This is a genomic window from Clavibacter michiganensis (genome assembly GCF_002151125.1).
GTDB lineage: Bacteria > Actinomycetota > Actinomycetes > Actinomycetales > Microbacteriaceae > Clavibacter > Clavibacter michiganensis_C.
Map to the genome: position 1 here is coordinate 84,216 of NZ_MDJZ01000017.1, position 13,078 is coordinate 97,293.

13 protein-coding genes are annotated in these 13,078 nt (G+C 72.6%); 9 read left to right on the forward strand and 4 right to left on the reverse strand.

The features are described from left to right. Nucleotides 1-28: 28 nt before the first annotated feature. Nucleotides 29-3,517 carry a DNA-directed RNA polymerase subunit beta gene (gene rpoB / locus BFL37_RS12260; RefSeq protein WP_086515403.1) on the reverse strand — a complete coding sequence of 1,163 codons (3,489 nt, stop codon included), beginning with the start codon at nt 3,515-3,517 and terminating at the stop codon, nt 29-31. Nucleotides 3,518-3,823: 306 nt separating this feature from the next. Between rpoB and BFL37_RS12265 the strand changes: the two genes are divergently transcribed. From BFL37_RS12265 to BFL37_RS12290, 6 genes are read left to right on the forward strand one after another with little or no spacing between them, the layout of a single operon-like run. Next, nucleotides 3,824-4,492, forward strand: a complete 669-nt coding sequence (locus tag BFL37_RS12265; protein WP_086515404.1) for an MBL fold metallo-hydrolase — start codon at nt 3,824-3,826, stop codon at nt 4,490-4,492. A 53-nt stretch (nt 4,493-4,545) separates the two neighbouring features. Further along, entirely contained in the window at nt 4,546-5,403 is an 858-nt protein-coding gene (locus BFL37_RS12270; protein ID WP_086515405.1) for a spermidine synthase, read from the forward strand. A gap of 42 nt (nt 5,404-5,445) precedes the next feature. Further along, nucleotides 5,446-6,630: a PQQ-dependent sugar dehydrogenase gene (locus BFL37_RS12275; RefSeq protein ID WP_086515406.1), complete on the forward strand. Its 1,185-nt coding sequence runs from the start codon at nt 5,446-5,448 to the stop codon at nt 6,628-6,630. A 10-nt stretch (nt 6,631-6,640) separates the two neighbouring features. Further along, nucleotides 6,641-7,171, forward strand: a complete 531-nt coding sequence (locus BFL37_RS12280; protein ID WP_086515407.1) for a hypothetical protein — start codon at nt 6,641-6,643, stop codon at nt 7,169-7,171. Nucleotides 7,172-7,207: 36 nt separating this feature from the next. Then, the gene (locus BFL37_RS12285) at nt 7,208-7,717 is read left to right on the forward strand and encodes a SprT-like domain-containing protein (protein ID WP_086515408.1); all 510 of its coding nucleotides are present in this window, start codon (nt 7,208-7,210) and stop codon (nt 7,715-7,717) included. After that, the gene (locus BFL37_RS12290; protein ID WP_086515409.1) at nt 7,714-8,397 is read left to right on the forward strand and encodes a CGNR zinc finger domain-containing protein; all 684 of its coding nucleotides are present in this window, start codon (nt 7,714-7,716) and stop codon (nt 8,395-8,397) included. The genes BFL37_RS12285 and BFL37_RS12290 overlap by 4 nt, the downstream gene beginning before the upstream one ends. Before the next feature lie 28 nt (nt 8,398-8,425). Here the strand turns inward: BFL37_RS12290 and BFL37_RS12295 are convergent, their stop codons facing one another. The 3 genes from BFL37_RS12295 to BFL37_RS12305 all read right to left on the reverse strand — a co-directional run bounded on the left by BFL37_RS12295 (nt 8,426) and on the right by BFL37_RS12305 (nt 9,937). Next, the gene (locus tag BFL37_RS12295; protein ID WP_043668743.1) at nt 8,426-8,728 is read right to left on the reverse strand and encodes a DUF427 domain-containing protein; all 303 of its coding nucleotides are present in this window, start codon (nt 8,726-8,728) and stop codon (nt 8,426-8,428) included. A gap of 134 nt (nt 8,729-8,862) precedes the next feature. Further along, nucleotides 8,863-9,453, reverse strand: coding sequence for a 2-phosphosulfolactate phosphatase (locus BFL37_RS12300; protein WP_086515410.1), 591 nt, complete (start codon nt 9,451-9,453; stop codon nt 8,863-8,865). Next, nucleotides 9,437-9,937 (reverse strand): EVE domain-containing protein, encoded by a 501-nt coding sequence (locus BFL37_RS12305; RefSeq protein WP_086515411.1) that lies wholly within the window; start codon nt 9,935-9,937, stop codon nt 9,437-9,439. Before BFL37_RS12305 ends, BFL37_RS12300 begins: the two co-directional genes overlap by 17 nt. A gap of 81 nt (nt 9,938-10,018) precedes the next feature. Between BFL37_RS12305 and BFL37_RS12310 the strand changes: the two genes are divergently transcribed. From BFL37_RS12310 to BFL37_RS12320, 3 genes are all read left to right on the forward strand, one after another. Then, nucleotides 10,019-10,594: a hypothetical protein gene (locus tag BFL37_RS12310; RefSeq protein ID WP_086515412.1), complete on the forward strand. Its 576-nt coding sequence runs from the start codon at nt 10,019-10,021 to the stop codon at nt 10,592-10,594. Between the two features lie 53 nt (nt 10,595-10,647). Continuing rightward, nucleotides 10,648-11,295, forward strand: a complete 648-nt coding sequence (locus tag BFL37_RS12315; protein ID WP_086515413.1) for a DUF1684 domain-containing protein — start codon at nt 10,648-10,650, stop codon at nt 11,293-11,295. Between the two features lie 236 nt (nt 11,296-11,531). Continuing rightward, nucleotides 11,532-13,073 carry a DEAD/DEAH box helicase gene (locus tag BFL37_RS12320; RefSeq protein WP_172403814.1) on the forward strand — a complete coding sequence of 514 codons (1,542 nt, stop codon included), beginning with the start codon at nt 11,532-11,534 and terminating at the stop codon, nt 13,071-13,073. Nucleotides 13,074-13,078 lie beyond the last annotated feature (5 nt).

Genomic DNA, 13,078 nt, shown 5'->3' on the forward strand with positions numbered 1-13,078 from the left:
AGCTTCGAGTCGAAAGTCTTGAGCGGGCTTAGATGTCGTCGATGCTGGACGACTCGAAGCGGGTGGAGATGTTGATGCCGAGCTCCTCCGCGGCGCGGAACACCTCGTCATCCGTGTCGCGCAGGCTGACCGCCTGGCCGTCCGCCGAGAGGACCTCGACGTTCAGGCAGAGGGACTGCATCTCCTTGATCAGGACCTTGAAGGACTCGGGGATACCCGGTTCCTGGATGTTCTCGCCCTTGACGATGGCCTCGTACACCTTCACGCGGCCGAGGATGTCGTCCGACTTGATGGTGAGGAGCTCCTGCAGCGCGTACGCGGCGCCGTAGGCCTCGAGCGCCCAGACCTCCATCTCGCCGAACCGCTGGCCGCCGAACTGGGCCTTACCGCCCAGGGGCTGCTGCGTGATCATCGAGTAGGGACCCGTCGAGCGCGCGTGGATCTTGTCGTCCACCAGGTGGTGCAGCTTCAGGATGTACATGTAGCCGACCGAGACGGGCTCGGGGAACGGCTCGCCGGAGCGGCCGTCGAACAGGCGCGTCTTGCCGCTGGACCCGATGAGGCGGTCGCCGTCGCGGGTGACCGTCGTCGAGTCGAGCAGGCCGGCGATCTCCTCCTCGAGCGCTCCGTCGAACACCGGGGTGGCGACCTTCGTGCCGGCCGGGGCCTGGCGCGCGTGGTCCGGCAGGCGCTCGGCCCACTTCGGCTTGCCCTCGACCTCCCAGCCCTGCTTGGCGATCCACCCGAGGTGGGTCTCCAGGACCTGGCCGAAGTTCATGCGGCCGGGGATGCCGAGCGGGTTGAGGATGACGTCGACCGGGGTCCCGTCGGCGAGGAACGGCATGTCCTCGACCGGCAGGATCTTGGAGATGACGCCCTTGTTGCCGTGACGGCCGGCGAGCTTGTCGCCCTCGGTGATCTTGCGCTTCTGCGCGATGAACACCACGACGCGCTGGTTGACGCCCGAGCCGAGCTCGTCGTCGCCGTCCTGCGAGTCGAAGACCTTGACGCCGATGATCGTGCCCTGCTCGCCGTGGGGCACCTTCAGGGACGTGTCTCGGACCTCGCGGCTCTTCTCGTTGAAGATCGCGCGCAGCAGGCGCTCCTCGGCGCTGAGCTCGGTCTCGCCCTTCGGCGTGACCTTGCCCACGAGGATGTCGCCGGGGCGGACCTCGGCGCCGATGCGGATGATGCCGCGCTCGTCGAGGTCGGCGAGCAGCTCCGGGCTGACGTTGGGGAGGTCGCGGGTGATCTCCTCCTTGCCCAGCTTCGTGTCGCGCGCGTCGACCTCGTACTCCTCGATGTGGATGGAGGAGAGGGTGTCGTCCTTGACCAGGTTCTGGCTCAGGATGATCGCGTCCTCGAAGTTGTGGCCCTCCCACGGCATGAACGCGACGAGCAGGTTCTTGCCGAGCGCGAGCTCGCCGTCCTCCGTGGCGGGGCCGTCGGCGATGACCTCGCCGGCCTCGATGCGCTCGCCGGCCGAGACCAGGACGCGGTGGTTGTAGCTCGTGCCCTGGTTGGAGCGGTCGAACTTGCGCAGGTAGTAGGTCTGCGTGCCGCCCTCGTCGAGCTGGATGGTGACGACCTCGGCCGACACCTCCTGCACGACGCCCGAGGCGTCGGCGGTGAGGACGTCACCGGCGTCGATCGCCGCGTAGCCCTCCATGCCGGTGCCGACGAGCGGGCTCTCGCTGCGCAGCAGCGGGACGGCCTGACGCTGCATGTTCGCGCCCATGAGGGCCCGGTTCGCGTCGTCGTGCTCGAGGAACGGGATGAGCGAGGTCGCGACCGACACCATCTGGCGCGGGGAGACGTCCATGTAGTGGACGTTCTCCTTCGCGACGAGCTCCACCTCACCGCCCTTGGGGCGGACGAGGACGCGGTCCTCCGCGAAGCGGAAGTCCTTCGTGAGGGGCGCGTTGGCCTGGGCGACGAGGAACTCGTCCTCCTCGCTGGCCGTGAGGTAGTCGATCGTGTCCGTGACCACGCCGTCGACGACGCGACGGTACGGGGTCTCGATGAAGCCGAACGAGTTGATGCGGGCGAACGACGCCAGCGAGCCGATCAGGCCGATGTTCGGGCCTTCCGGGGTCTCGATGGGGCACATGCGGCCGTAGTGCGACGGGTGGACGTCGCGGACCTCGACGCCGGCGCGCTCACGGGACAGACCGCCCGGGCCGAGCGCCGACAGGCGGCGCTTGTGGGTGAGACCCGCGAGCGGGTTGTTCTGGTCCATGAACTGCGACAGCTGGCTCGTGCCGAAGAACTCCTTGATCGCGGCGACGACGGGGCGCACGTTGATCAGGGTCTGCGGCGTGATGGCCTCGATGTCCTGCGTGGTCATGCGCTCGCGGACGACGCGCTCCATGCGGGACAGGCCGGTGCGCACCTGGTTCTGGATGAGCTCGCCGACCGCGCGGATGCGGCGGTTGCCGAAGTGGTCGATGTCGTCCACGTCGAGGCGCAGCTCGACGGGCTTGCCGTCGCGCGTGCCGTCCATCTTGGTCTCGTTCGCGTGCAGCGAGACGAGGTACTTGATGGTCGCGAGGATGTCCTCGACCGTGAGCACCGAGTCGGTGAGCTGCTTGTCGATGCCGAGCTTGCGGTTGATCTTGTAGCGACCCACCTTCGCCAGGTCGTAGCGCTTCGGGTTGAAGTAGAAGTTGTCCAGCAGCGCGCGGGCGGCCTCGGCGGCGACCTGCTCGCCGGGACGGAGCTTCCGGTAGATGTCCTTGAGGGCCTCCTCCTTGGTGAGGATGGAGTCCTTCTCGAGCGTGAGCTCGATGGACGCGACGCCCTTGAACTCCTCGAGGATCTGCTCGCTGGTGAGGCCGAGGGCCTTGAGGAACACGGTGACCGACTGCTTGCGCTTGCGGTCGATGCGCACGCCGACCTGGTCGCGCTTGTCGATCTCGAACTCGAGCCAGGCACCGCGCGACGGGATGACGCGGGCGGAGTAGATGTCCTTGTCGGAGGTCTTCTCCTGCTGGCGCTCGAAGTACACGCCGGGCGAGCGGACGAGCTGGGACACGACGACACGCTCGGTGCCGTTGATGATGAACGTGCCCTTCTCCGTCATGAGGGGGAAGTCGCCCATGAAGACCGTCTGGGTCTTGATCTCACCCGTGAGGTGGTTCATGAACTCGGCCTCGACGTAGAGGGGAGCGGAGTAGGTCTTGCCGCGCTCCTTGCACTCGTCGATGGAGTACTTCTGCTCCTCGAGGTACGGGTTCGTGAACCCGAGCTGCATGGTCTCGCCCAGGTCCTCGATGGGGGAGATCTCCTCGAAGATCTCCTCGAGGCCCGAGTTGAGCGCCAGGTCGGTGCGACCCTGCGCGGTGCCCTCCTCGACGCGCTTCTTCCATGCGTCCGAGCCGACGAGCCAGTCGAAGCTCTCGGTCTGCAGGGCGAGGAGGTCGGGGACGGTGAGGGTGTCAGTGATCTTCGCGAACGAGAGCCGCGATGCGTCGCGACCGTTCTGGGGAGTGGGAGTTGCGTTGCGCGCAGCAGCCAAGGAAATTACCTCCGTGGGCCCCGTCGGGCTCCGATGTCGTCGATACGCCGAGACCGACCCGGGACGTGACCCTGGCCGATCCTGATGGAGTTGCTCGCCACACCTCGCGGGATGGGCTCGGGATGGACCCGAGCGCACACGATGACCGACCGCAATATGAAGGCAAAAGGGAGTGGGAGCGCAAAGGATCACCATACGGGTCGCGACGCGCCATGTCCAGCGGAATCTTGCATCCCCGGCGTGTCTCGGTGTATAACGTCCGGTCGCCCTCTCGGACGGGCTCCTCGCCCGCGTAGCCTTCCCGGCATGAGCGCTCCCTGGCACGTGTCCCCCGGCGGCCCCTCGCACGTGCACGTGGCGGGCGACGTGGAGATCCGGAAGTCCTCCGTGGGGTCCATGGACAACGACGCGTACCTCCTCACCGACCTCGACTCCGGCGAGCGCCTGCTCGTCGACGCGGCGGCCGACGTCGACCGGCTGCTGGGCCTGGTGGCGGAGCCGGATCCCGTGGGCCGCCTCGCCGTCGTCGTCACCACGCACGGGCACGCCGACCACCACGGCGCGCTCGCGGCCGTGCTCGACGCGACCGACGCGTCGTCCGCCGTGGGCGACGCCGACGCGGGCGACCTGCCCGTCGACCCCGACCGGCGCCTCGCCCACGGCGACCGGGTGGCGTTCGGCGGCGTGACGCTCGAGGTCGTCGCGCTCCGCGGGCACACGCCGGGGAGCGTCGCGCTCGTCCTGGAGCCGGGCGACGGCAGCACCCACCTCTTCACGGGCGACTCGCTCTTCCCGGGCGGCGTCGGGAGCACGCAGGGGGACGCGGGCCGCTTCCGGCAGCTGATGGACGACGTGGAGGAGCGCCTGTTCGCGCGCTTCCCCGACGACGCGCACGTGCACCCCGGGCACGGCGACTCGACCACGCTCGGCGCGGAGCGCGGATCCCTCGCCGAGTGGCGCTCGCGCGGCTGGTGACGGGTCGCCCGGCGGCCGGGCCGCGGCGCAGGGCGGACGCCTAGGCTGAGGAGATGCCCGAGCACCCGTCGACCGTCCTGTCCCTGAGCGGGCACCGGGCCGTCATCGAGCCCGACCGGTTCGTGCCGGGCGCGTACCAGCTCGTGGTCGACGGCACGCCCCAGTCGCACGTGAACATGGACGACCCGGGCGAGCTGTTCTTCGAGTACGTGCAGCGCATGGGCCACGTCATCGACCTCGTCGGCGATCCCGGCCAGCCGATCACGGCGCTGCACCTCGGCGCCGGCGCGCTCACCATCCCGCGGTACGTCGAGGCGACCCGGCCCGGATCCCGCCAGCAGGTCATCGAGCTCGAGCAGGACCTCGTGGAGCTCGTCCGCGAGCACCTGCCGTGGTCCCGCAAGGCCTCCATCCGGCTGCGCTACGGCGACGCCCGGGAGGTGATGGGGCGGCTGCCGCAGGGGCTCCGCGGATCCGTGGACCTGGTCGTCGTGGACGTCTTCAGCGGCGCCCGCACGCCCGCCCACATCACGAGCCGCGAGTTCCACGCGGAGGCCGCCGCCTTCCTCGCGCCCGGCGGGATCATGACGGTCAACGTCGCCGACGGCCACGGGCTCGCGTTCGCGCGCGGGCAGGCCGCGACGATCCAGGACGTGCTGCCGCACGTCGCCGCGCTCGCCGAGACGCAGGTGCTCAAGGGCCGGCGCTTCGGCAACGTGGTCTTCGCCGCGTCCGCCACCCCGCTGCCGCTCGACTTCGTGCCGCGCCTGCTCGCGGGCGGCCCGCATCCCGCCAAGGTCGTCGAGGGACGCGAGCTCGCCGACTTCATCGCGGGCGCGTCCGTCGTCACCGACGCCACGGCCGTCCCGTCCCCCTCCCCCGCCCGCAGCATCTTCCAGACCAAGCCCTGACCGGCCCCGGGCACCGACGCCCGCCGATCCACCGGAGTCCCCATGAACCGCCGCTCCCGCTCCCGCCCGGCGCGACTCGCCGCGCTCGGCTTCGCCGCCCTCATCGCGCTCACGGGCTGCACCAACGACGACGGGTCGCCCGTCGACGTGTCCGCGACCGAGCCGCCCGCGCCGAGCCCCACGAGCACGGACGCCGCGTCCGCGGGCGTCGCGCCGTCGGGCACGCCGACGCAGATCGCGGCCGACCTCGTGTCGCCGTGGTCGACGGCGCAGCTGCCATCCGGGGCGCTGCTCGTGAGCGAGCGCGACACGTCGCGGATCGTCGAGGTGCTCGGCGACGGCAGCACGCGGGTCGCCGGGACGATCGCGGGCGTGGGCCCGCAGGGCGAGGGCGGCCTGCTCGGGATCGCCCTCCGCGAGGTCGACGGCGGCACGCAGCTCTACGCGTACTTCACGAGCGACACCGACAACCGCATCGTGCGCATGGACGTGACCGGCGAGCCCGGGTCCCTGGGGCTCGGCGCGGCCGAGGACGTCGTGACGGGGATCCCGAGGGACACCACGCACAACGGCGGCCGCATCGCGTTCGGGCCGGACGGCATGCTCTACGCCACGATCGGCGACGCCAACCTGCGCGACGCCGCGCAGGACCCGGTGTCGCTCGCCGGCAAGATCCTCCGCCTCACCCCCGACGGCCAGGGCGCCGAGGACAACCCGACGCCCGGATCCCCCGTCTACTCGCTCGGGCACCGCAACCCGCAGGGCATCGCGTGGGACGCGGACGGCAACCTGTGGTCGTCCGAGTTCGGCCAGAACACGTGGGACGAGCTGAACCTCATCACGCCGGGCGGGAACTACGGCTGGCCGGTCGTGGAGGGCGCGAGCGACGACGCGGCAGCGGACGCGTACATCGACCCGGTGCGGCAGTGGGGCACCGACGAGGCGAGCCCGAGCGGCATCGCGGTCGTCGGCGACACGATCTTCATGGCGGGCCTCGGCGGCGAGCGCCTCTGGGTGATCCGGCCCGGCGCCGTGGTCACCGACCCGATCGCCGACGACCGCGTGACCGAGTTCTACACGGGCGAGTTCGGGCGGATCCGGGACGTGCAGGCGGCCCCCGACGGGTCGCTGCGCATGCTCACCGGCAACACCGACGGACGCGGCACCCCGCGTGACGGCGACGACAAGCTGCTCCGGGTCGAGCTCGTGCCGATCCAGGCGGGATAATCTCTTCCTCGTGACAGGCACCGCGATCATCATCGGCTACGACAGGGACACCCTCCGGGAGAAGGTGGACCTGCGGGCGGCCGGCGAGCGCCTGGACGAGCTGGAGGCCCTCCGCAGCCTCTCCGCCATCACCGAGAAGGTCGCGCTGCTGCGCATGCTCGGCCGCCTCGACGAGGCGTGGGACATGGCGAACGCGGCCGTCCGGCAGGCGCGCTTCACGGGCGACCGGGAGACGCTGCTCGCGTGCCGCATCCGCCGCGCGCAGGTGCAGCAGTACCAGGGCAAGCTCGACATCGCGCTGCAGGACCTCGGCGGCTGCGTCGACGAGGCCCGCGCGCACGAGTGGTACGCGCTGGAGGCGTTCGCGCTGCAGCACCGCGGCAAGGTGCACTTCGACCGCGGCGACTACCGCCTCGCGCTCGGCGACTTCGAGGACGCCTACACGCTGCGCACGCGCGAGGGCCTGCCGAGCGACCAGCTGGAGAGCTCGGCGCTCGCGATCGACGTCGCCAAGGAGCGCATCGCCGCCCAGCCCGCGTGATGGGTCCCCTCGCCTGCCGGCCGACGGCGGTCGGCCGTGGCTGACCTCGCCCGCGTGCGCGTCTGGGCCGACGCCCTGATCGCCCTCCACCTGGATCCCTCGTGGACGTTCGCCTTCGACCACGCCCGCACGCGCGCCGGCGCCTGCCACTACGGCGAGAAGCGCATCACCGTCTCCCGGCATCTGGCCGGGCGGTTCGAGGACGACGAGATCCACCAGGTCCTCCTGCACGAGGTCGCGCACGCGCTGGCCGGATCCCGCGCGGGGCACGGGCCGGAGTGGAAGAAGACGGCGGCCGGGCTCGGCTACGAGGGCTCGCGGCTGCACTCGGGCCGGGTCGCGGAGGAGCTCGCGCCGTGGGTGGGCGCGTGCTCGGCGGGACACGCGCACTTCCGCTACCGCAAGCCCACCCGGCCTCTGGCGTGCGGGCTGTGCTCGAAGCGGTTCGACGCCGCGCACCTGATCACGTGGACGAAGCGCGACGTGCCGTCGGCCACCACCGCCGCGCCCGCTCGGGTGCCTGACCGCCGCGAAGGCGCCGCGTGAGCCGGGCGCCGGGATCCGAGCGGCCGACCGGCCAGTGGATCGACGACCCGGACGGGCTCCGCTGGTTCCTCGACACGGGCGCCGTGAGCCTCGACCTCGCCTACACGGGCGCGCTCGGGGATCCCGAGCCGCGCGAGACGCTGCCCGACGCGGCGGCCCTCGGCGCGTGGCTGAGCGACCACCTCGCGCCGGTCTCCGAGCCGACCGAGCGCGACCTCGCCGACGCCCGCACGCTCCGGCAGGCCGTCGGCGACATCGCGGCCGCGATCGCGGACGGCGGCGAGCCCTCGCCGCGTGACGTCGACGTGCTCAACCTCTACGCGGCGACGCCCGACCTCCCGCCCGCGCTCGACGGCGGATCCCGCCAGGCCGGCCGCGCGCTCGCCCGGCCCGCGCAGGCGCTCGCGTCGGCGGCGCGCGACGCGGTGGCGGTCTTCGGCGCCGGATCCGAGCGGATCCACCGCTGCTCCGCCGACGACTGCACCGTGCTCTACCTCGACACCACACGCTCGGGCACGAGGCGCTGGTGCTCGATGCGGCGCTGCGGCAACCGCGCGAAGGTGCGCGCGCACCGCGCGAGGCAGCTGCGGGAGCGGCGGACGGGGATCCCGGCGCGCGTGGCGCCGCTGCGGCCCGCATCCGCGGAGACCCCCGGGGACGACGACGGCCCGGGGGCCTGAGCCCCCGGGCCGTGCGCGCGGATCCGCGTCACTCGCCGACGCGGACCTCCTTCCAGAACGCGACGTAGCCGCTGTAGTCGCGGCCGACGCGGTCGAACGACGACGGGATGGGCGTCGGGTACGACCAGGCGCGGTCCTGCAGCACGGTCTCGCCGTCCTTGACGGAGTAGTACTGCGTGTCGCCCTTCCACGGGCAGTGGTACGGCGTGGCGGTCTCCGCGAGGAGCGACATGTCGACGCTCTGCGGCGGGAAGTACCAGTTGCCCTCGATCTCGATGAGCTCGTCCTTCGGGGCCTCGGCGACGGTGACGCCGTTGATGACTGCCTTCATGTGATGACCTTCCGGTTGCGCGGCGTCGTCACGGGTGCGGCGCCTGGTGCACAGGGGAACACGCGTCCCGGGGCGCCCATTCCGGGCGTTCGGCGAGCGGTCGGGGAGCGGACGGCCGGCGGCGGCGCGCGGACTCAGGCGTCGCGGTGGAGGCGGTGCACGACCACGTCCGCGGGACCCGCGGCGAGCGCCTCGGCGACGAGCCCGTCGTGCCCCGCGGCGGCGAGCCGGCGCGCGGAGACGCTCGCGGTCACCAGGTGCCCGACGGCAGGCCGGAGCTGCTGGTACGCGGCGCACACGACGGCGGCCTCGGGCGACGCCGCGTCGATCCCCAGGGCGGCGAGCGCGTCGACCACGGCGCCCGCGGCGAGCTGGTCCTCGGCGCAGGCGCGCCAGGATCCGTCGGCCTCGACGGTGCCCGCGGCGACGACGGCCACGTAGGCGCGGCGGCCGAGCGCGGTCTGGAGGGCGAGGATCCAGTCGGCGACGGCGGGCGCGTCGGCGAGGCCGGCGCTCACGACGGCCGGGCGCGCGGGCATGGTCGCGAGGACCTCGTCGCGGCGCGCGGCCGTGGGCGGCGGGACGGACGGGAGGGCGTCGACCCAGACGATGACGTCGGCGCCGGTCACGATGCGGCGGGCGCCGGCCACGCCGCCGTCGAACCGCACCTGGTAGCGGGCCTGCGTCGACGGGTCGGGGTGCGCGGCGTCAGCGGAGGAGGTCACGATCCGATGCTACGGGCGTCCACGGGCCGGTCCCTCCGCGTATGACGCGGCGCGACGGCTCGGGCGCCCCGCGGCGCATGGCCTGGCGGATCACCTCGAAGTCGTCGCGCGTGATCTCGAGGAGCCCGGGCGCGAGCTTCCTGCCCCACTCGAGGGAGTCGCGCGTGAAGTCGAGCACGGGGACGAGCGGGCGGATGGGCGCGTCGACGGCGCCGAGGTCCCAGTCCATCCGGCGCCGCCACGGCCGCCACTCGCCCACGCGGCCCTGGTACGGCGCGGCGTCGGCGACCCGGCCGATGGCGGTGAAGGAGCGGAGGAGCTGCCCGTCCGGGTACGACTCGCGCGGCGAGTAGTAGACGAAGCCGTCGGCCTCGCCGAGCCGCTCGACCGGTTCGCGGGCGCCGCGGTTGACCTGCGCGATGCCGAGGTCGAGGCCGTCGAGCACGCGGTCGCGCGAGACGACGCCCACCCAGTACCTGATCATGTCCGTCCCATCCTGTCCCACCGCGGCCGGGCGGCGGACGCGGCCGGACGATCCCCCAGCCGCGCGGAGCATGCTGGGGCCATGCGCGTGCTGCTGAAGACCATCCTCGACTGCGATCCCGACGCCGCCTGGCGCGCGCTCCACTCGCCCACCGTGATGCGCGAGGTCGCGGGTCCGCTCGTCGACTTCGTGCCGTTGGAGGACGGCGGCTTCCCGTCGAGCTGGGACGGCCGCGAGCACGTCGCCGTGATGCAGGCCGGCCCGTTCGCGGCCGGACGCCAGGGCATCCGGCTCCGCGACATGAAGCCGCGCGTCGAGGGCGTCCGCATCGTGCGGGACGACGGCCACGGGCTCTCCGGCCTCATGGCGATCCCCACGAGCATGCGGCACAGCATGGCCGTCTCGGCGGATCCCGCCGGACCCGACGCCGACGGCCGCGTGAAGACGCTCTTCCGCGACCAGCTCGAGTTCGAGGCGGGCCTCCTCGGCCCCGCGATGTGGCCGACCTTCTGGGCCTTCTGGCAGTGGCGCGCGTTCCGCCTGCGCCAGCTCGCGCCGACGTGGGCGTACGACTGGGAGCCGGAGGCCGACCCCGCCGCGGACGGCGCACCCGCCGACGACGCCCGGGCCGACGACGCGGGGCTGTCCGCCCGCTGACGGCCCGCGCCCGAGGGGGGCGCCCCGCGCGGCCCGACGCGTACGGTGTCCCCATGCCCTCCGCCGTCACCGCCCTCCACGTCGCCGACTGGCGCCGCCGCACGCACGAGATGTACGCGGAGGTGCGCTGGGTCGCGCAGACGGATCCCGCCGCCGCCCACGCGCTCTGGCGGCGGACCCGCGACGACATGTTCCGCAGCCACCCGGCCACGCCGCTCCTGCCCGTGCACCGCGACGGCTTCGACCGGCTCGACGTCGCGGAGTACGACCCGGCCTGGCGGTTCGAGCTGGAGATCCACGACGACCGCGGCGACGAGCGCCACGAGGTCGAGACGGGCACCGACGGCGTCGTCCCCTTCGAGCTGCTCGGATCCGTGCACCTCCCCGCGGTCGACGGCCGCGAGGCCGGCAGCCTCGACGTCTGGCGCCTCGCCAGCTACGGGGGCGGCCTGCACCTGCCCGTCAAGGACGCGTCGCACCGCCGCGAGGGCGGCACCTACGGGGGCGGCCGCTACCTGCTCGACACGGTGAAGGGATCCGACCTCGGCCAGGGCTCGCCCGGCTCGATCGTGGTCGACCTCAACTTCGCCTACAACCCGTCGTGCGCCTACGACCCGGCCTGGGCCTGCCCCCTCGCGCCGGCCGGCAACGTGCTCGACTTCGAGGTCCCCGTGGGCGAGATGGGCTTCTCCCCGGCCTGACCTGCTACGGTGGCAGAACTTGCGAGCACATCACCGTGCTCCCTGCGTCGAGAGAACGCGTTCCCTCCTCACCCCGATCAGATCGCCGCACAGGCCGACGGGGCCGAGTGACATCTTTCTTTTGGCGAACGGATGCGCCCATCGGCGCCTTCGCCATCCTCCGCTTCCGTGCCTCGAGAGCACATCCCGAGAACGCACACCGGGGCGGACCCCTGCCTGGAAGGCAACTCCCCCGAATGACCACTGACACCTTCGGCGCGCTCGGCGTGCCCGCACCCCTCGTCTCCGCCTTGACAGCGAACGGCATCACGACGCCGTTCCCCATCCAGGTGGACACGCTCCCCGACACCCTGAACGGCCGCGACGTGCTCGGCCGCGGCAAGACGGGCTCCGGCAAGACGCTGGCGTTCGCCATCCCGATGATCGCGCGCCTCGGCGGCGGACTCGCCGGCGGCCGCCGTCGTCCGGGCCGCCCGCTCGGCCTCATCCTCGCGCCGACCCGCGAGCTCGCCACGCAGATCACGGCCGCCATGGAGCCGCTCGCGAAGGCGTACGACCTCACCACCACGACGATCTTCGGCGGCGTCTCGCAGCAGCGCCAGGTCGCGGCCCTCAAGGCCGGCGTCGACGTGGTCGTGGCCTGCCCCGGCCGCCTCGAGGACCTCATGAAGCAGGGCTTCGTGAACCTGGACGCCGTGGAGATCACCGTCCTCGACGAGGCCGACCACATGGCGGACCTGGGCTTCCTGCCCGTCGTCACGCGGATCCTCGACAAGACCCCGAACACCGGCCAGCGCATGCTGTTCTCCGCCACGCTCGACAACGGCGTGGACAAGCTGGTCCGCCGCTACCTGCACGACCAGGTGCTGCACTCCGTCGACGAGGCGAACTCGCCCGTCGCGGCCATGACGCACCACGTCTTCGAGGCGACCGACGTCGAGGCCAAGCGCCTCCTCGTCCAGAAGCTCGCGGGCGGCACCGGCCGCCGCATCCTCTTCATGCGCACCAAGCACCACGCGAAGAAGCTCGCGAAGCAGCTCACCGACGCGGGCATCCCGTCGGTCGACCTGCACGGCAACCTCTCGCAGGTGGCCCGCGACCGGAACCTGGCCGCGTTCTCCGCGGGCGACGTCAAGGTCCTCGTGGCCACCGACGTCGCGGCGCGCGGCGTGCACGTCGACGACATCGAGCTCGTGATCCACGTCGACCCGCCGGCCGAGCACAAGGCGTACCTGCACCGCTCGGGCCGCACGGCGCGCGCGGGCTCCGCGGGCGACGTCGTCACGATCATGCTGCCGGCGCAGCGCAAGGACGTGCAGCTCCTCATGCGCAAGGCCGACATCCACGTCACCCCGCAGCAGGTCACCGAGTCCTCCCCCGCCGTGGCCGAGCTGACGGGCGCCGTCGCGGCGTACGTGAAGCCCGCGCCGCGCGAGACGAAGTCGGTCCGCGAGTCCACCCAGCGCCAGTCGCAGGGCGGCCGCGCGAACGGCGGCGGGCGCTCGCAGGGCGCCAACGCGCAGCGCAAGCGCGCGGCCCGCGACGGCGCACCCGTCGGCGGCGGTCGTCGTGAAGGCGCCGCATCGGGTCGCCGCGACGGCGCCTCGGGCGGACAGCGCGGAGGCGCGCCCCGCAACTTCAGCACCTCGTCCGAGGGCTTCGGCGGCGGCTCGTCCGTCGGCACCGCGCGTCCCCGCCAGGAGCGCCCCGCAGCCTCCGGCGGCGCATCGGCCGGTGGCCGCGAGCGCACCCACCGCCGGGTGAGCAGCGGCCGCTAGACCGC

Coding starts and splice junctions, on each gene's coding strand:
- BFL37_RS12265 (WP_086515404.1), top strand. CDS start 3,824: ATGAGCGCTCCCTGGCACGTGTCCCCCGGCGGCCCCTCGCACGTGCAC.
- BFL37_RS12270 (WP_086515405.1), top strand. CDS start 4,546: ATGCCCGAGCACCCGTCGACCGTCCTGTCCCTGAGCGGGCACCGGGCC.
- BFL37_RS12275 (WP_086515406.1), top strand. CDS start 5,446: ATGAACCGCCGCTCCCGCTCCCGCCCGGCGCGACTCGCCGCGCTCGGC.
- BFL37_RS12295 (WP_043668743.1), bottom strand. CDS start 8,728: ATGAAGGCAGTCATCAACGGCGTCACCGTCGCCGAGGCCCCGAAGGAC.
- BFL37_RS12305 (WP_086515411.1), bottom strand. CDS start 9,937: ATGATCAGGTACTGGGTGGGCGTCGTCTCGCGCGACCGCGTGCTCGAC.
- BFL37_RS12310 (WP_086515412.1), top strand. CDS start 10,019: ATGCGCGTGCTGCTGAAGACCATCCTCGACTGCGATCCCGACGCCGCC.
- BFL37_RS12315 (WP_086515413.1), top strand. CDS start 10,648: ATGCCCTCCGCCGTCACCGCCCTCCACGTCGCCGACTGGCGCCGCCGC.
- BFL37_RS12320 (WP_172403814.1), top strand. CDS start 11,532: ATGACCACTGACACCTTCGGCGCGCTCGGCGTGCCCGCACCCCTCGTC.